We start from the raw sequence: 16,554 nt of genomic DNA on the forward strand, positions 1-16,554 counted from the left end.
CTCCCTTTTAGGGAGAGGGCTAGGGTGAGGGTGAGAAAACCGCACGAAAGCAGGAGTAAAAATGTTTACCTTTATCAAAAAAGTAATCAAAACGGGCACGCAGACCAGCAGTTACCCGCTGGAGCCGATGCCGGTGGATAAAAACTTTCGCGGCAAGCCGGAGCACAACCCGCAGCAGTGCATCGGCTGCGCGGCCTGCGTCAACGCCTGCCCCTCGAATGCCTTAACGGTTGAAACGGATCTCAAAACCGGCGAGCTGGCCTGGCAGTTTAACCTTGGGCGCTGCATCTTCTGCGGCCGCTGCGAAGAGGTTTGCCCGACCGTCGCCATTCGCCTGTCGCAGGAGTACGAGCTGGCGGTATGGAATAAGGCCGACTTCCTGCAGCAGGCCAGCTTCCCGCTGTGCAACTGCCGTGAATGCGGCCGTCCGTTCGCCGTGCAAAAAGAGATCGACTATGTCATCGCGCTGCTTGAACACAACGGCGATTCCCGCGCGGAAAGCCGCCGTGGAGCATTTGAAACCTGCCCGGACTGCAAGCGCCAGCAAAGCCTGGTGTCGTCCGACCGGATCGACTTTAGCCGTCAGATGAGAGAGGCCAGCTAATGAGTAATCTATTGGGCCCGCGCGACCACAACGGCATGCCGGTGCCGATGACGGTGGACGAATCTATCGCCAGCATGAAGGCGTCGCTGCTTAAAAAAATCAAACGCTCCGCCTACGTTTATCGCGTGGACTGTGGGGGCTGTAACGGCTGCGAAATCGAGATTTTCGCGACGCTTTCGCCTCTTTTCGATGCAGAACGTTTTGGTATCAAAGTTGTTCCGTCCCCACGTCATGCCGATATTCTGCTGTTTACCGGCGCGGTGACTCGCGCGATGCGTTCTCCGGCGCTGCGTGCCTGGGAATCGGCGCCCGATCCTAAAATCTGCATCTCCTACGGCGCCTGCGGCAACAGCGGTGGGATTTTCCACGATCTTTACTGCGTCTGGGGGGGAACCGACAAAATCGTGCCGGTTGACGTTTATATCCCAGGCTGCCCGCCAACGCCTGCCGCCACGCTGTACGGCTTTGCTATGGCGCTTGGCCTGCTGGAACAAAAAATCCACGCCCGCCCGGCAAGCGAGAGGGATGCGGAGCCGGCAAAAATCCTGCATCCGGATATGGTGCAGCCGCTGCGCGTCCGCATCGATCGTGCTGCTCGTCGCCTGGCGGGCTACCGCTATGGTCGCCAGATTGCCGACAGCTATATGGCTAACCTCACGGCTGGAGGCGATGCTGTTCAGCGGTGGCTGAGCTCGGAAAACGACCCACGCCTGACGGAAATCGTCACTCATCTTGAGCATCTGGTTCATCAGGAGCGCGCGTAATGAGCGAGTCGGTCGTGTTCTGTCAGCTCAGCCGCAAGTTTGTCGACGAGAACGACAACACCCCGGCTGACGCCCGGCAGGTGGTCTACTACAGCCTGGCGATTGGCCACCATTTGGGCGTAATCGACTGCCTGAAAGAGAGTCTGGTCTGCCCGCTTGAGGCCTGGCAGGCGTGGATAGCCACGCTGGAGGCCGATAGTGAGGCCCGGCGTAAAATGAACGGCGTGTCGCGCTACGGTGAAATCGTTATCGACCAGAACCACGTGGTGATGCTCGCCCGGGCGTTTGATGCAGCTAAGCCGATGCAAACCCCGGAACAACAGGGCTGGAGCCATGCGCTGCTGGACATGCTGCAGGCCATTCAACAGGAACCCGCCATCTACCTGATGGTAAGGAGACGCTATGACTAAGGTGCTGCTTTGCGTAGGCAATAGCATGATGGGTGACGACGGCGCTGGCCCGCTGCTGGCCGAAAAATGCCAGGCCTGCCCGCAGGGGGACTGGGTCGTGATCGACGGCGGTAGCGCGCCGGAAAACGACGTGGTTGCCATCCGCGAGCTGCGTCCGGAGCTGCTGCTGATTGTGGATGCCACCGATATGATGCTCAATCCCGGCGAGATCCGCGTCATCGACCCGGATGATATCGCCGGGCTGTTTATGATGACCACCCACAATATGCCGCTTAATTATCTGGTCGATCAGCTTAAAGAGGACGTCGGGGAAGTGGTATTCCTTGGCATTCAACCGGATATCGTCGGCTTCTACTATCCGATGACGGAGGCAGTGAAAGCGGCGGTGGAGCAGATTTATCAGCGGCTGGCGACGTGGTCCGGTTACGGCGGCTATGCCCAGCTGACGGCGGAAGAAACAGAAGGCCTGTAAGTCACTAATGACATCGTCATTAGTGTCGATGTCATCTTCTTTCATCGCTTCCTCTAATTCAATGCATTGAAATTATTGATTTTTAATTTCTGGCACGGTTTATGAATAAGCCCCTGCAATAACACACTTTTTGCAGGAGTTTATGATGAACCGCTTCATCATTGCCGATTCGAGCAAATGCATCGGCTGCCGCACTTGTGAGGTGGCCTGCGTCGTCTCCCACCAGGAGAACCAGGACTGCTCGGCGCTGACCCCAAAAACTTTCTTGCCGCGCATTCACGTCATCAAGGGCGTGAACGTCTCCACGGCCACCATGTGCCGCCAGTGCGAGGATGCGCCCTGCGCGAACGTCTGCCCTAACGGCGCCATTAGCCGGGACCAGGGGTTTGTGCACGTGATGCAGGAACGCTGCATCGGCTGCAAAACCTGCGTCGTTGCCTGCCCCTATGGCGCGATGGAGGTCGTCGTGCGTCCGGTTATTCGCAACAGCGGTGCCGGGCTGAACGTGATGGCGGAAAAAGCCGAGGCCAACAAATGCGACCTTTGCTATCACCGCGAGGCCGGCCCTGCCTGCCTGGAGGCCTGCCCGACCAACGCCATTCTGTGCGTTGACCGTAACCGGCTTGAGCAAATGAGCGCCGAAAAGCGCCGCCGCGCCGCGTTAGATGCCCCTGCAGCGCTGACTTTTTAATCCCTTTGCATTTCAACTTTTAACAGGTCTGTTACTGATGAAAAAAATTACCAGCGTCTGCCCTTACTGCGGGGCCGGCTGCAAACTGAAACTGGTCGTTGAGAACAACAAAATCATTCGCGCCGAAGCGGCCGGGGGCGTGACTAACCAAAACGAACTCTGCCTGAAAGGCTACTACGGCTGGGATTTTCTTAACGACACCAGGCTGCTGACCCCTCGTCTGACGCAGCCGATGATCCGCTACGAGAAGGGCGGCAAGCTGCAGCCGGTAAGCTGGGAAGAGGCGATCGGCTATACCGCTAAACGCCTGAAGGCAATTAAAGAACAGTTCGGCCCACGCGTCATTATGACCACCGGTTCCTCACGCGGAACGGGGAACGAAACTAACTTCGTGATGCAGAAGTTCGCCCGCGCGGTGCTGAACACCAACAACGTCGACTGCTGCGCTCGCGTGTGCCACGGTCCTTCCGTTGCCGGGCTGCAGGCGACGCTGGGTAACGGGGCGATGAGCAACTCCATCGGCGATATCGAAAACTCCAAATGCCTGCTGGTGGTGGGCTATAACTGCGCCGACTCGCATCCCATCGTGGCGCGCCGGGTGATTAAGGCCAAAAGCAACGGCGCCAAAATTATCGTCTGCGATCCGCGCCGCATTGAAACCGCCCGCATTGCCGACCAGCATCTGCAAATCAAAAACGGCTGTAACATGGCGCTGGTGAACGCCTTTGGCTACGTGCTGCTGGAAGAGCAGTTGTACGACAAAGAGTACGTCGCCAAATATGCTGAAGGGCTGGATGCCTACCGCGAAACCGTTAAGGGCTATGCGCCGGAGGAGGTCGAGCAGCTGACCGGTGTCCCCGCTCAGCAGGTTCGCCAGGCGATGCGTACCTTCGCTGCGGCCCCTTCTGCCACCATCATGTGGGGCATGGGCGTTACCCAGTTTGGCCAGGCCGTCGACGTGGTAAAAGGGCTGTCCAGCCTGGCGCTGCTCACCGGCAACCTTGGCCGTGAAAACGTCGGTGTTGGCCCGGTACGCGGGCAGAACAACGTGCAGGGCGCTTGCGATATGGGCGTGCTGCCTGACCAGTTCCCCGGCTACCAGAATGTGGTCGATCCCGACGTGCGCGAGAAGTTTGCCAAAGCCTGGGGCATCGACCCGGCGGTGATGGATGACAAAGTTGGCGTGCGCATTACCGAAGTGCCGCACCTGGCGATAGAGGGCAAGGTTAAAGCCTATTACATCATGGGCGAAGATCCTCTCCAGACCGAAGCGGACCTCGGCCTTGTGCGTAAAGGGTTTGAGGCGCTCGACTTTGTGGTGGTGCAGGACATCTTCATGACCAAAACCGCCGAAGTGGCGGACGTGCTGCTGCCGGCGACCTCCTGGGGCGAGCACGGAGGCGTCTTTACCTGCGCCGATCGCGGCTTCCAGCGTTTTGAGAAAGCGATTGAGCCGAAATACAACGTGAAGCGCGACTGGGAGATCATCAGCCTGCTGTCGACGGCGATGGGCTACCCGATGCACTACGAAAATAACCAGCAAATCTGGGATGAGCTGCGCGAGCTGTGCCCGCTTTTTTACGGCGTGACCTACGAAAAAATGGGTGACCTGGGCCACGTGCAGTGGCCCTGCCCGACGCTCGACCATCCCGGCACGCCGTATCTCTACAAAGGGAGCAAATTCGACACGCCGAGCGGCAAAGGCCAGCTGTTTGCCGCCGAATGGCGTGCTCCAGCTGAAGTCCCCGACGACCGCTATCCACTGGTGCTTTGTACCGTGCGCGAAGTCGGGCACTACTCCTGTCGCTCGATGACCGGCAACTGTGCGGCGCTGCAAACCCTGGCCGATGAGCCCGGCTTTATGCAAATCCACCCGCTGGATGCCGAAGCTCTGGGTATCAAAGACCGGCAGCTGGTTTGGGTGAGTTCGCGTCGCGGCAAGGTTATCAGCCGTGCTGACGTGAGCGAGCGCATCAACCAGGGCTCCGTCTACATGACCTATCAGTGGTGGATTGGCGCCTGTAACGAGCTGACGCAGGACAACCTCGACCCGATATCCAGAACGCCGGAAACCAAGTATTGCGCGGTAAACGTTAGCGCGATTGAGGATCAGGCGTGGGCCGAGAACTACGCGCAAACGACCTATAACAGTATGAAAGCGCGGCTGCGCGAGGCGGTGGACGCGTGATTTTTACCCTCACCCCCGATCTGTCCCCTCGCCCCTCTGGGGAGAGTGTTAGGGTGAGGGGCACCGCACTCCGCATTCGTGGCAAAGTGCAGGGCGTTGGCTTCCGCCCGTTTGTCTGGCAAATCGCACAGCGCCTTAGGCTGGTGGGCGACGTCTGCAACGACGGCGAAGGTGTTGTGGTTCGCCTGGCGGCCAGCCCGGAAGCGTTTCTGGGCGAGCTTTACGCACATTGCCCGCCGCTGGCCCGCATCGACAGCGTGGAACAGCAGCCAATGTCCTGGGGCGTGTTGCCTGTGGACTTCAGCATTCGCCATAGCGGCAGCAGCATGATGGACACGCAAATCGTGCCGGATGCCGCCACCTGCCCGGAATGCCTGCGCGAGCTTAACGATCCCGCTGACCGTAGATACCGTTACCCGTTTATCAACTGCACCCACTGCGGACCGCGTTTCACCATCATCCGCGCCATGCCTTATGACCGCCCGTCGACGGTGATGGCGGCGTTTCCGCTCTGTAAGGCCTGCGATGAAGAGTACCGCAACCCGATGGACAGACGTTTTCACGCTCAGCCTGTCGCCTGTCCGGACTGCGGGCCGCAAATTTTCTGGCAGCAGGGCGAGCAACGCCTCGAGGGCGAGCTGGCGCTTGCGCAGGCCGTTGCCGCGCTGCACGAAGGTAACATCGTTGCGGTGAAAGGCCTTGGCGGTTTTCACCTTGCCGTGGATGCCCGTAACGATGCCGCCGTTGAACGCCTCCGGGCACGTAAGCAGCGGCCAGCCAAACCGCTGGCGGTGATGATTGCCGCGACCGAAGGGCTGCCCGAGGAAGCCGTGGCGCAGCTTTCAACCCCCGCTGCGCCGGTGGTGCTGGTGGCAAACGACCGCCTGCATGGGCTGAGCGCTGCCGTGGCGCCGGGGATGAATGAAATCGGCGTGATGCTGCCCGCCAACCCGCTTCAGCATCTGCTGGCGCAGGACTTCGGTGGCCCGCTGGTGATGACCTCCGGGAACCTCAACGGCAGGCCGCCAGCTATCGATAATGCTCAGGCTCTTCATGATCTTGAGGCTATTGCCGACGGCTTTCTGCTGCATAACCGGGACATTCTCCAGCGGATGGACGACTCCGTTGTGCGGACCAGCGGCGAAATGCTGCGTCGCGCTCGGGGTTTTGTGCCGGATGCGCTTTCTTTACCTGCTGGCTTTAAAGATCTGCCGCCGATTCTGGCGCTGGGAGGCGATCTTAAAAATACCTTCTGCCTGGTTCGCGGCGGGCAGGCGGTGCTGAGCCAGCACCTTGGCGATCTGGCTCAGGAGGGCGTGGAGGCTCAATGGCAGCGCTCGCTGGCGCTGATGAGCGAGATCTACGGCTTTACAGCTGAACAGGTCGCACTTGATGCTCACCCCGGCTACCGCAGCTCGCAGCTGGGGCGTGAAATGGCGCTGCCGGTCACCGATGTGCTGCACCATCACGCTCACGCTGCGGCCTGCCTGGCCGAGCACGGCTGGCCGCTGAACGGCGGCAGGGTGATTGCCCTTGCGCTGGACGGCATTGGCTATGGCGAGGATGGCAGGCTTTGGGGCGGCGAATGCCTGCTGGTGAACTATCGACGCTGCGTACGTCTTGGCGGGTTGCCCGCCGTAGCTTTGCCGGGCGGCGATCTGGCCGCCGTGCAGCCGTGGCGTAACCTGCTGGCGCAGTGCGAGGCGTTTGTACCCGGCTGGCAGCGCTATCCCGAAACGGAATCTGTGAGGACCCAGAACTGGCAGCCGCTGGCAAAAGCCGTTGCACGCGGGATTAACGCGCCGTTGGCTTCTTCTTGCGGACGACTGTTTGATGCGGTTGCCGCCGCGCTTAACTGCGCGCCCTACCAGCAAAGCTACGAAGGCGAGGCTGCATGCCGCCTTGAAGCACTGGCGCTGGACGCTGGGCCTTGTCCGCATCCGGTCACGCTGCCGCTGGTGAACGGTCATCCCGATATTGCGGCGTTCTGGCGGCAGTGGTTTGGCTGGCAGGGCGAGGACGGAGCGCGGGCCTGGGCGTTCCACGATGCGCTGGCGAAAGGCCTTGCGGCGCTCGTTCGCCATCATGCGTTGCTGACCGGAGTCACCACTGTGGCCTGCTGCGGCGGCGTGCTGCACAGCCGCCTGCTGCGCGAGCGTCTCGCGTTCTACCTCTCCGATTTTAATACTCTCTTCCCGATGCGGCTTCCGGCCGGCGACGGGGCGCTTTCCCTGGGGCAGGCAGTGGTTGCCGCTGCCCGCTATTTGAACCACCACAAGGATAAAAAAGATGTTAATGCGTGTTCTTCGCGACAATCCACGAGCCGGCCTGCTGCTGGCGGTTTTAGTGGCGGCTAACTTTGCCGCCTGGGCCTGGGCGCTGGCGGCGTTTAACCACAGCCCGGCGCTGATGGCGGCAAGCTTGCTGGCCTGGTGCTATGGCCTGCGCCACGCGGTGGATGCCGACCATATCGCCGCGATTGATAACGTGACCCGCAAAATGATGCAGCAGGGAAAACGTCCGTTTGGCGTGGGGGCCTGGTTCTCGCTGGGCCACTCAAGCATTGTGATTCTGGCTTCGGTAGCCATTGCGGCCACGGCGGCGGCCTTCCAGCAAAAAATGGACTGGTTCCACGACGTTGGCGGCGTTATCGGCACCGCCGTTTCTGCCTGCTTCCTGCTGGCGATGGCGCTGGTAAATCTCGTTATTTTACGCGGCGTGTGGCGCAACTTCCGCCAGCTTAAGCGCGGCGAGCCGCTGGCGGCAGGCGAGACGGAAATGACCGGCGGCGGCATGATGAGCTGGCTGTTTAACTCTGTTTTCCGCTTGATCGGCAAAAGCTGGCACATGTATCTGGTCGGTTTCCTGTTCGGCCTGGGCTTTGATACCGCCACCGAAATTGGCGTGCTGGGCATTTCTGCTGCCAGCGCTTCCAGCGGGATGTCTATTTGGTCGATTCTGGTGTTTCCGGCGCTGTTTGCCAGCGGCATGGCGCTGGTCGATACCCTCGACAATGTGATTATGGTTGGCGCTTACGGCTGGGCCTTCAACAAGCCGCAGCGCAAGCTTTACTACAACATGACGATTACCGGCACTTCTGTGGTGGTGGCGTTGTTTATCGGCGGGCTTGAGGCGCTGGGGCTGCTGGCGGACAAGTTTGGGCTTGAAGACGGTATCTGGTCGTGGGTTGGCGCGCTCAACGATAACCTCGGCAATGCCGGGTTTGTCGTTGTCGGGCTGTTTATCGCCTGCTGGGGCATTTCGATGCTGAACTACCGCTGGAAAGGGTACGACGCTTTAGTGGTGAGATAAGAAAACGGGGCTGAAGGCCCCGTTTTGCGTTGTTGCTCGTTACCCGGCTTCTGCCCAGGCTCGTTCAATCTCTTCGGCCAGAATTTTCACGCCAGCCTCAATCTTTTCCGGCTCCGGTACATAGTTCATGCGCATGCACTGGTGCGTGTGGGGCCAGGGTTTATCCAGCCCCGGGAAGAAGTAATCGCCCGGCACCATCAGTACGCCGCGCTTTTTCAGGCGCTGGTACAGCAGTTCGGTGGTGATCGGCAGGTCTTTAAACCACAGCCAGAGGAAGATAGCGCCTTCCGGCTTGTGGATCAGGCAGCGCTCCGGCGACAGGTAGCGGCGAATCACGGCGATAGTTTCATGAACGCGCTGGTAATAGAACGGTTTAATCACCGTTTCGGACAGGCGCAGCAGATCGTTACGCTTAATCATTTCGCAGGCCATCGCTGGACCAATGCCGCCAGGGGACAGGCTAATGATACCGTTCATATTGCTGATGGCGGAGATGATTTTCTCGTTAGCGACAATGATCCCGCAGCGGCTGCCCGGCAGGCCGAGCTTGGAAAGGCTCATGCACAGGATGATGTTTGGGTTCCACAGCGGGCGGGCTTCGCTAAAGATAATGCCGGGGAACGGTACGCCGTAGGCGTTATCGATAACCAGCGGAATACCGTGCTGGTTTGCCAGCGCGTCCAGCTTCATCAGCTCTTCGTCGGTGATGACGTTGCCGGTCGGGTTGGTCGGGCGTGATACGCAGATCATGCCGGTATCTTCGCCGATATGCAGGTGCTCGAAGTCAACGTGGTACTTAAACTGCCCTTCCGGCAGCAGTTCAATGTTCGGGCGCGTGGAGACAAACAGCTCCTCTTCGAGCCCGGCATCCGCGTAGCCGATGTACTCCGGCGCCAGCGGGAAAAGCACCTTTTTGGTGCGTCCATCCGCATGGCGTCCGGCGAAAAGGTTAAACAAGTAGAAAAATGCGCTCTGACTGCCGTTTGTTAGTGCAATATTCTGGGGTTCGATATCCCAACCCAGCTCATCGCGCAGCATGCCGGCCAGCAATTTTAGCAGTTCACTTTTCCCCTGCGGACCGTCGTAGTTGCACAGCGTGTCGGTCAGTTTGCCGCTGGCCAGCATCCCGGAAAGCAGCTGCTGGAAGTAGTCGTTCATCGCCGGGATTTGCGCAGGATTACCGCCGCCAAGCATGATGGCACCCGGCGTGCGCAGGCCGTCGTTGAGATCCTCCATCAGGCGGGTAATGCCTGCATGGCGGGTAAATTTATCGCCGAAAAGTGAAAACGTCATAACGTGGGTCTGCTGAATACTTTTGAAAAGAGGGTAACCATAGCGCTACAAATAACGCCGTGCAAACCCGGTAAGCATAGCCACTATTGGTGAAAATGCTGTGTGATTTGTGCTATGCAGCAGGATGTGTTGAATGGCGGCGGCATCATTGATGCTGGCTCATAGGATATTTTCTATGGAGAAACGGATGAAGTTCCGTTCACCTGTAGAACGGTTTTCCCTGAATGTTCAGAGCACGGTGAACGAGCCCTCACCCCGGCCCGCTTGTGCGTGATGCGGCGTGGAGCCGCAAGGGTGAGTGATGGCGTTAACGTTTTTACTTATTTGTCAGCCAATGGCCGAAGTGCGCGCTCAACGTGTTGCGGGTGGCCAGCAGCTCATCGATGGTTTTGGTGAGCCTGGCGTTCAGGGTTTCACACTGCTCGAAGCTGTAGTGGTTATCTGCCCGCAGGTTGTCCAGCTTCTCTTGCAGCAGCGTCACTTCCGCTTCTGCTTTGTAGCGCGCCTCCTGCTGGGTTTTTATCAGCTCGTCTGCGGCTTCCAGGCGCTGATGCAGCTCGGCTTTTTCGCGCTGATGGGTTTCCGTAAGCCCGGAACCCGACTCTTTCTGGCGGTTCAACAGGCTTTTCAGTTCGTCAATTTCGCGCTGCATAACGCTGCGTACCAGGGCTGACTCTTTGAGGTGCATTTCCTGGCTGATATTTAGCGCCTTCTGGAGTTCTGTAACCTGTTTTTCATATCTGTTCAGGCGCGTGGTGGCTTCGGCTATGTCGCCCTGGGCGGCACGCTGCTGCGCTTCACGCAGCTGAGCAAGCAGGCTGGCGGAGAGGGATTCTGCCTCTTGCAGGCGACGGAGGGTCTCCGGCGAGTCCTGGTAAACCGTTCTGGTCTGCGGCGGTTTTTCACTGATGCGCACGAGATTGACGTTAACCAGTGCCGCACTGACTTCGGCCTGAATTTGCTCTTTATTATGCGATTTCATTCGGTTACATGCGCTGGCCAGGAAGCTTGCGGCTTCATTGGCATTCGCCGTCGCAAAGGCTTTTTTTATCAGGTTTTGCACCAGGCTCATGTTGCCAGTTTTCCTGTATCAAATGTTATTTGAGCGTCTTAACCCCGCTTGCACCTCCGCCAGGCTATTGCCGCCGCCGCCTTAAAATATACTCAATAATCTCTCGCGCTAAACGCAGGAATAGCCCTTACCGAAACAGGTTTTTCCCGTGCCGGGTACTGTGATTAACTGCCGAATTTTACAATACTTTTTATCGCCATAAGAAGTTGCCTGGTGACATTGTTTCGGAATAGTACTATTTCTAAAGGTGCCGTGAGCGGTTAAATTTGATATAATTCGCCCCTGTTTTTCTAAAACCTTTTATAAAATAAGGCACTGGGCACGATCTATCCGACCAGGAGAGCTAATGATATCACCCCCATTCCGACGATTCGGGGCCGCGATACTCATGCTGCTGACTGTGGGCTTTTCAAGCCACGCATTAGCCAGTAAACATGAGCCTAAATCGCACAGCAAGGCCCACATAACGAAAGTAAGCAGTAAAAAAGCGGTAAGTAGTAAACTGGCAAGTAGTAAAAAAGAGTATTCTCGCAAAAGTGAAAATGGTTCGCTTCCTGATTTGCGAAAATACCCTTCCGGGACACCAAGGAAAAAAGCGTTTCTCCGGACGGTCATGCCATATATTACCCGCCAAAATGCAGCGATTACCGCCGACCGTAACTGGCTGATTTCCAAGCAGTACGAGAAGCGCTGGTCGCCGAGCGAGCGCACACGCCTGAAAGAGATCACCCAGCGTTACAAGGTGGCATGGCGCGGCAACACTAACCGCGTACCGTGGAACACCCTGCTTGAGAAAGTCGACATTATCCCTACTAATATGGTGGCGACGATGGCGGCGGCTGAAAGCGGCTGGGGGACCTCTAAGCTTGCGCGCAGCAATAACAACCTGTTTGGCATGAAGTGCACCACGCGCCACTGCAACAGCGAGCCGGGCAAAGTGAAAGGCTACCTGCATTACGGCTCTCTGAATGAAGGCGTGAATGCTTACGTGGCTAACCTGAATACCCATCCCGCTTATTCTTCTTTCCGTAAAGAGCGCGCGAAACTGCGTAAAGCGGATCAGGAAGTCACCGCCAACAATATGATCCATAAGCTGAAAGGGTATTCAACGAAGGGCTCAAGCTATAATAATTACCTGTTCGCGATGTATCAGAGTAACCAGCGCTTTATGGTGCCGAATTAATTTTCATTCCCTGAGTGAAAATACAATGCCCTCTCAGGAGGGCATTGTTATTTATGGCTTTAAACGCAAATTGATTTCAATGGCGATGGTTTTTATTAAGCAATAACGTTATCAGTATTATCGGCCCCGGTATCTTTTCACTTAATTCTGCATCACTCTCTCCTGTAAAAAACTAATCACATCAGCGATCTGGCCTCAGGCTGGATAAACGCGTCGCTAAACGCTATGCCGGGTGGAATAGTGAGCTGGGCCAGCAAATTCTTAAAGGGCAGATATCGCTCACGCAGCTCGCGCAGTACGCTGAGCAGCACGGGCCGGCACCGCTGCATCAGAACGGGCATCACGAGCGGCTGGAAACTTGATTAACCACTCTTTATTCGATAACCAAACTTGCCTGCGCCGCTGAAAAGCGACGCGATATTAAGGAGCTACCATGTATATCGGCATCGATCTTGGCACTTCGGGCGTGAAGGCAATTCTGCTGAGCGAAGCAGGCGAGGTGGTGGCCACGCACAGCGAGCCGCTGACCGTCTCCCGGCCTCACTCCCTTTGGTCCGAGCAGGATCCCGAAAGCTGGTGGCTGGCAACCGATCGGGCTGTGCGCGCGTTGGGCGCAGAGTCTTCGCTGAAGGGCGTAAAGGCTATCGGGCTTGCCGGGCAGATGCACGGGGCGACGCTACTGGATAGCAAGCAGCGAGCGCTCCGCCCGGCAATTTTATGGAACGATGGCCGCAGCGGCGAGGAGTGTGCGCTGCTGGAAAGTAACGTTGAGGCGTCGCGAGCCATTACCGGCAACCTGATGATGCCGGGTTTTACCGCGCCCAAACTGCTGTGGGTTGAGCGCCATGAGCCTGAGATTTTTTGCCAGATCAACAAGGTTGTGCTGCCCAAAGATTATCTGCGTCTGAGAATGACCGGCGGCTTCGCCAGCGACATGTCCGACTCTGCGGGCACGATGTGGCTGGATGTGGCAAAGCGCGACTGGAGCGACACGATGCTCGACGCCTGTCACCTCACTCGGCAGCATATGCCCGAGCTGTTTGAGGGCAGCGAAATCACCGGCGAGCTAAAACGGGATATTGCCGAACGGTGGAATATGCCAGCGGTGCCGGTGGTGGCGGGCGGCGGTGACAATGCCGCCGGGGCCATCGGCGTTGGGATGGTGGACGCCGGGCAGGCCATGCTCTCGCTTGGAACCTCCGGGGTTTATTTCGCCGTAAGCGACGGTTTTCGCAGCAAACCGGAAAGCGCGGTACACAGTTTTTGCCATGCGTTACCCAACCGCTGGCACCTGATGTCGGTGATGCTCAGCGCGGCTTCCTGCCTTGACTGGGCGGCAAAACTCACCGGTCTGGGCAGCGTTCCGGCCCTGCTGGCGGCGGCTGAACAGGCTAATCAGGAGGCGGGCGTCGTCTGGTTCCTGCCCTATCTCTCCGGTGAAAGAACGCCGCATAACAATCCTCAGGCCAAAGGCACCTTCTTCGGTCTGACCCATCAGCATGGCCCGGCCGAGCTTGCCCGAGCGGTGCTGGAGGGCGTGGGTTACGCGCTGGCGGACGGCATGGATGTTGTTCATGAATGCGGCATTACGCCGGACAGCGTCACGCTGATTGGCGGCGGCGCGCGCAGCCCCTACTGGCGGCAAATGCTGGCCGATATCAGCGGTCAGGTGCTGGACTACCGCACCGGTGGCGACGTTGGGCCCGCGCTTGGCGCGGCTCGCCTGGCGCAAATCGCACTCTCGCCCGGGCAGCCTTTGCTGGCGCTGCTGCCTCCGCTACCGCTGGAGCAAACTCATCAGCCAGATTTTGCTCGCCACCAACGCTACGCCGGGCGACGCCAGGTGTTTAACCAGATTTACCAGCATCTGCTGCCGCTGATGTCCTGACGACCGTGAGAGGAACAAGATGAGAGGCATCGTCTCAAACCAACTGCATCCTGTCCGTTTTTGGTATTAGCATCCGTGATATGCCTTGTCAGAATGGTTTTCAGCAAACCAACGAGGAGTCCGAATATGTCACGTACCGCCCTGATTAACATCGATACCCAACAGTCGTTCTTCCACCGGAGTTACTGGCGGGAGAACGATGTCCCTGCGTTTCAGCAGGCGATGCTGATGCTTATTGCGGGCTGCCAGAAAAAGGGCATACCGGTGGTGGATATCTTCCACGTGGATGAAGACGATGTTTTTTCACTGGCGTCCGGGTTTGTTACGCCGATGCCATTTTTACAGCATCAGCCCGCGGTCAGCTTCCAGAAACACGTCCACAACGCGTTTACCGATACCGGGCTGGATCATTGGCTCCGCACCCGAGACATCAACCACCTGATTATCTGTGGGATCCGCACCGAGCAATGCTGTGAAACCACCACGCGCGTTGCCTCTGACCTCGGCTACCGGGTTTCTTTCGTGAGCGAAGCCATGCTGACCTTCCCGATGACCTGGAAAGGCGTTACGCTGGACACCGCCACCCTGCGCCACCGCACTGAAACCGTGCTGGCAGGGCGGTTTGCCGAGATACAAACCGTCGTCGAATGTCTGGAGTCGCTGGAATGAGAACAGGTGTCTGGTTTGTGGTGCTGCCGGGGGTTTTGTCCCTCGATCTGAGCGGCCCGGCGGAAACGCTGGTGCTGGCGAGGAACGCGTTTGAGCTGCACTACATTGGCCCGGACTCTGAGGTTGAAACCTCTATTGGCCTGACCTTCAGCGGCATTCAGCCGTTACCGCAACGGCTTCCCGCCGGGAGCCTGCTGGTCTTGCCCGGCGTATGCGATTCCAACCGATTTTTTGCCACGCCGCAGGCGGAAGAGGTCAGACGCTGGTTAACTCGCCTGCAGCCGCAAATTCATAGTCAGCAACTTAATCTGATGTGCGTCTGCTCAGGGGCGCTGCTGGCCGCGCGAGCGGGATTGATGCACGGTATTCAGTGCACCACGCACCATGATGTCCTTGAGCGATTAAAGGCGGCGGCGCCGGGGGCACAGGTAAAAGACAACAGAATTTTTGTTGAAGACCAGGGGATTTGGACCAGCGCCGGGATCACTTCCGGTATCGATCTTTCTCTGCATTTGATTAACCGCTACTGCGGCCCGAGGGTGGCGCTGGAGGTGGCCAGAGAGATGGTGGTCTGGTTCCGCCGCTCGGGTGACGATCCGCAGCTTTCGCCCTGGCTTCGCTACCGCAACCACATTCACCCCGCCGTGCATCGCGCGCAGGATCTGCTTTCCGCTTCTCCGGAATCACCCTGGCCGGTGCCTGCGATCGCCAGCCGGGTTCACGTTAGCCCGCGGCACTTATCCCGCCTCTTTCAGCAGCACCTGGGGATATCCGTGCGCGACTATCTGGAACAACTGCGGCTAGCCGTGGCGGAACAGCGTCTACAGCAGGGGCAGCGCATGGAGCAGGCCGCCATTGCTGCCGGATTCTCCTCTCCGCGCCAGCTGCATCGGGCGCGGGACAGGGTGCGAGATGCTTAGCTGACCAGTTTTTTACGGTCGAGTTTTCCCACGCCAACGGCCAGCAGCAGGCTGCCTGCCAGCGTCACGCCGAAGATCCAGAGAATATCCAGCACCGGCCAGGCGGTCAGTTCTATATCGTGCGTGCGCAGATAGTGAATGATTAGCGCATGAAATCCATAAATCCCCAGCGAATAACGTGAAATGAAGGTCAGGCCGGGAAGCGGCCGCCGGTTCAGGCAGTTCTTTGCCACAACCAGCAGGCTGATGGCGGCCATAAACACCAGCGGGCCGCAGTAAACGTAGAACGTCTCGGCAAAGTTCTGGTTGATACCTAGCTGCCGGTGAGTCCCCAGGGCAATCGAGATGACGCAAATCACAAACAGGCCGCCCGCCAGGCCACTTACGCCTTTTCTTTGGGTATCGAGCATGCCAATCGCCCGGCCTAAAATTCCATAAAGCACGTAATAGAAGGTGTCGCCGTTGATGTAGAGGTTAACGGGCAGCCAGCGCATGTTGCCGAACGTCTGCGGCACCGTGTTAGGGTTTGCCACCACGCCGAGCAGTACCATTAACCCAAGGATTGTCACGGCGCTGACCTTCTTCACCTGTATTAGCGGCGAAAGCAGGTAAATCACCACGATCGCGAAGAAGAACCACAGGTGATAGAACACCGGCTTAACCAGGATATAGCGCAGCGCGAGGCCGACGCTGATCGGGGTGAACAGCCAGATATAGAGCAGCGCAATGGCGCTATAGAACAGCAGGCAGCTGGCTATCCTCAGGAAGTGACGCTGCTGTGCGCTGCGTTCGCCAAAAAACAGATACCCGGAAATCATGAAAAAGAGCGGCACGCTGACGCGTGAAGCCGAGTTCAGAACGTTTGAGAAATCCCAGCTAAACGCGGTCACGGTATGTGGGTTCGTGATGTACCAGGTCGTGGTGTGGATCATAACCACCATCAGGCAGGCAATGCCCCGAAGGTTATCAATCCAGTTTATTTTTTGCTGCATTCGTTCCCCTGAAGCCGCTTGCGTAACCGTGCACGGATATTTCTGAGTTTGCTCCGCGCATCTTGCTATCCCCGCGGCGGCTTCGCAAAATGCCGA

The 16,554-nt window shown here is 58.1% G+C and carries 15 protein-coding genes and 1 pseudogene; 13 read left to right on the top strand and 3 right to left on the bottom strand.

Going from position 1 to position 16,554, the window contains the following annotated elements:
- Positions 1 to 61: 61 nt before the first annotated feature.
- From EL098_RS22740 to EL098_RS22775, 8 genes are all read left to right on the top strand, one after another.
- Complete coding sequence (locus tag EL098_RS22740) at positions 62 to 604, top strand: formate hydrogenlyase complex iron-sulfur subunit (protein WP_126358255.1); 543 nt, start codon at positions 62 to 64, stop codon at positions 602 to 604.
- Positions 604 to 1,368, top strand: coding sequence for an NADH-quinone oxidoreductase subunit B family protein (locus EL098_RS22745; RefSeq protein ID WP_126358256.1), 765 nt, complete (start codon positions 604 to 606; stop codon positions 1,366 to 1,368). Before EL098_RS22740 ends, EL098_RS22745 begins: the two co-directional genes overlap by 1 nt.
- The gene (locus tag EL098_RS22750) at positions 1,368 to 1,778 is read left to right on the top strand and encodes a formate hydrogenlyase maturation HycH family protein (protein WP_126358257.1); all 411 of its coding nucleotides are present in this window, start codon (positions 1,368 to 1,370) and stop codon (positions 1,776 to 1,778) included. The genes EL098_RS22745 and EL098_RS22750 overlap by 1 nt, the downstream gene beginning before the upstream one ends.
- Positions 1,771 to 2,250, top strand: a complete 480-nt coding sequence (gene hycI / locus EL098_RS22755; protein ID WP_126358258.1) for a hydrogenase maturation peptidase HycI — start codon at positions 1,771 to 1,773, stop codon at positions 2,248 to 2,250. Before EL098_RS22750 ends, hycI begins: the two co-directional genes overlap by 8 nt.
- 145 nt (positions 2,251 to 2,395) lie before the next feature.
- Positions 2,396 to 2,941 (top strand): electron transport protein HydN, encoded by a 546-nt coding sequence (hydN, locus tag EL098_RS22760; protein ID WP_061273217.1) that lies wholly within the window; start codon positions 2,396 to 2,398, stop codon positions 2,939 to 2,941.
- Positions 2,942 to 2,978: 37 nt separating this feature from the next.
- Positions 2,979 to 5,129: a formate dehydrogenase subunit alpha gene (fdhF, locus tag EL098_RS22765; RefSeq protein ID WP_126358259.1), complete on the top strand. Its 2,151-nt coding sequence runs from the start codon at positions 2,979 to 2,981 to the stop codon at positions 5,127 to 5,129.
- 53 nt (positions 5,130 to 5,182) lie between these two features.
- Positions 5,183 to 7,486, top strand: a complete 2,304-nt coding sequence (gene hypF, locus EL098_RS22770; protein WP_126358260.1) for a carbamoyltransferase HypF — start codon at positions 5,183 to 5,185, stop codon at positions 7,484 to 7,486.
- Positions 7,419 to 8,441 carry a HoxN/HupN/NixA family nickel/cobalt transporter gene (locus EL098_RS22775; protein WP_126358261.1) on the top strand — a complete coding sequence of 341 codons (1,023 nt, stop codon included), beginning with the start codon at positions 7,419 to 7,421 and terminating at the stop codon, positions 8,439 to 8,441. The genes hypF and EL098_RS22775 overlap by 68 nt, the downstream gene beginning before the upstream one ends.
- Before the next feature lie 39 nt (positions 8,442 to 8,480).
- Here the strand turns inward: EL098_RS22775 and avtA are convergent, their stop codons facing one another.
- Together avtA and EL098_RS22785 are read right to left on the bottom strand one after the other, a co-directional pair.
- A complete protein-coding gene (gene avtA, locus EL098_RS22780; RefSeq protein ID WP_126358262.1) occupies positions 8,481 to 9,734 on the bottom strand; it encodes a valine--pyruvate transaminase in 1,254 nt (417 codons plus the stop codon).
- A 316-nt stretch (positions 9,735 to 10,050) separates the two neighbouring features.
- Complete coding sequence (locus EL098_RS22785; protein WP_126358263.1) at positions 10,051 to 10,806, bottom strand: hypothetical protein; 756 nt, start codon at positions 10,804 to 10,806, stop codon at positions 10,051 to 10,053.
- Positions 10,807 to 11,152: 346 nt separating this feature from the next.
- Between EL098_RS22785 and EL098_RS22790 the strand changes: the two genes are divergently transcribed.
- The 5 genes and pseudogenes from EL098_RS22790 (at position 11,153) to EL098_RS22810 (ending at position 15,466) form a co-directional block, all read left to right on the top strand.
- Complete coding sequence (locus EL098_RS22790) at positions 11,153 to 11,989, top strand: protein bax (protein WP_126358264.1); 837 nt, start codon at positions 11,153 to 11,155, stop codon at positions 11,987 to 11,989.
- 200 nt (positions 11,990 to 12,189) lie between these two features.
- Positions 12,190 to 12,395, top strand: a pseudogene (locus EL098_RS22795) (xylose isomerase); the annotation flags it as partial.
- 27 nt (positions 12,396 to 12,422) lie between these two features.
- Positions 12,423 to 13,877: a xylulokinase gene (xylB, locus tag EL098_RS22800; RefSeq protein ID WP_126358265.1), complete on the top strand. Its 1,455-nt coding sequence runs from the start codon at positions 12,423 to 12,425 to the stop codon at positions 13,875 to 13,877.
- Positions 13,878 to 14,003: 126 nt separating this feature from the next.
- Complete coding sequence (locus EL098_RS22805) at positions 14,004 to 14,546, top strand: isochorismatase family protein (protein WP_126358266.1); 543 nt, start codon at positions 14,004 to 14,006, stop codon at positions 14,544 to 14,546.
- Positions 14,543 to 15,466, top strand: coding sequence for a GlxA family transcriptional regulator (locus EL098_RS22810; RefSeq protein WP_126358267.1), 924 nt, complete (start codon positions 14,543 to 14,545; stop codon positions 15,464 to 15,466). The genes EL098_RS22805 and EL098_RS22810 overlap by 4 nt, the downstream gene beginning before the upstream one ends.
- Here the strand turns inward: EL098_RS22810 and EL098_RS22815 are convergent.
- A complete protein-coding gene (locus EL098_RS22815) occupies positions 15,463 to 16,458 on the bottom strand; it encodes an acyltransferase (RefSeq protein ID WP_126358268.1) in 996 nt (331 codons plus the stop codon). The genes EL098_RS22810 and EL098_RS22815 overlap by 4 nt on opposite strands.
- Positions 16,459 to 16,554: the final 96 nt, after the last annotated feature.

The organism is Cedecea lapagei (assembly GCF_900635955.1).
GTDB classification, from domain to species: Bacteria; Pseudomonadota; Gammaproteobacteria; order Enterobacterales; family Enterobacteriaceae; genus Cedecea; species Cedecea lapagei.

Bases quoted from the DNA above. Each gene is read 5' to 3' on its own strand.
- EL098_RS22785 (WP_126358263.1), bottom strand. From the start codon at position 10,806: ATGAGCCTGGTGCAAAACCTGATAAAAAAAGCCTTTGCGACGGCGAAT.
- hydN (WP_061273217.1), top strand. From the start codon at position 2,396: ATGAACCGCTTCATCATTGCCGATTCGAGCAAATGCATCGGCTGCCGC.
- EL098_RS22815 (WP_126358268.1), bottom strand. From the start codon at position 16,458: ATGCAGCAAAAAATAAACTGGATTGATAACCTTCGGGGCATTGCCTGC.
- fdhF (WP_126358259.1), top strand. From the start codon at position 2,979: ATGAAAAAAATTACCAGCGTCTGCCCTTACTGCGGGGCCGGCTGCAAA.
- EL098_RS22790 (WP_126358264.1), top strand. From the start codon at position 11,153: ATGATATCACCCCCATTCCGACGATTCGGGGCCGCGATACTCATGCTG.
- EL098_RS22775 (WP_126358261.1), top strand. From the start codon at position 7,419: ATGTTAATGCGTGTTCTTCGCGACAATCCACGAGCCGGCCTGCTGCTG.
- hycI (WP_126358258.1), top strand. From the start codon at position 1,771: ATGACTAAGGTGCTGCTTTGCGTAGGCAATAGCATGATGGGTGACGAC.
- avtA (WP_126358262.1), bottom strand. From the start codon at position 9,734: ATGACGTTTTCACTTTTCGGCGATAAATTTACCCGCCATGCAGGCATT.
- EL098_RS22805 (WP_126358266.1), top strand. From the start codon at position 14,004: ATGTCACGTACCGCCCTGATTAACATCGATACCCAACAGTCGTTCTTC.
- EL098_RS22810 (WP_126358267.1), top strand. From the start codon at position 14,543: ATGAGAACAGGTGTCTGGTTTGTGGTGCTGCCGGGGGTTTTGTCCCTC.
- EL098_RS22740 (WP_126358255.1), top strand. From the start codon at position 62: ATGTTTACCTTTATCAAAAAAGTAATCAAAACGGGCACGCAGACCAGC.
- EL098_RS22745 (WP_126358256.1), top strand. From the start codon at position 604: ATGAGTAATCTATTGGGCCCGCGCGACCACAACGGCATGCCGGTGCCG.
- EL098_RS22750 (WP_126358257.1), top strand. From the start codon at position 1,368: ATGAGCGAGTCGGTCGTGTTCTGTCAGCTCAGCCGCAAGTTTGTCGAC.
- xylB (WP_126358265.1), top strand. From the start codon at position 12,423: ATGTATATCGGCATCGATCTTGGCACTTCGGGCGTGAAGGCAATTCTG.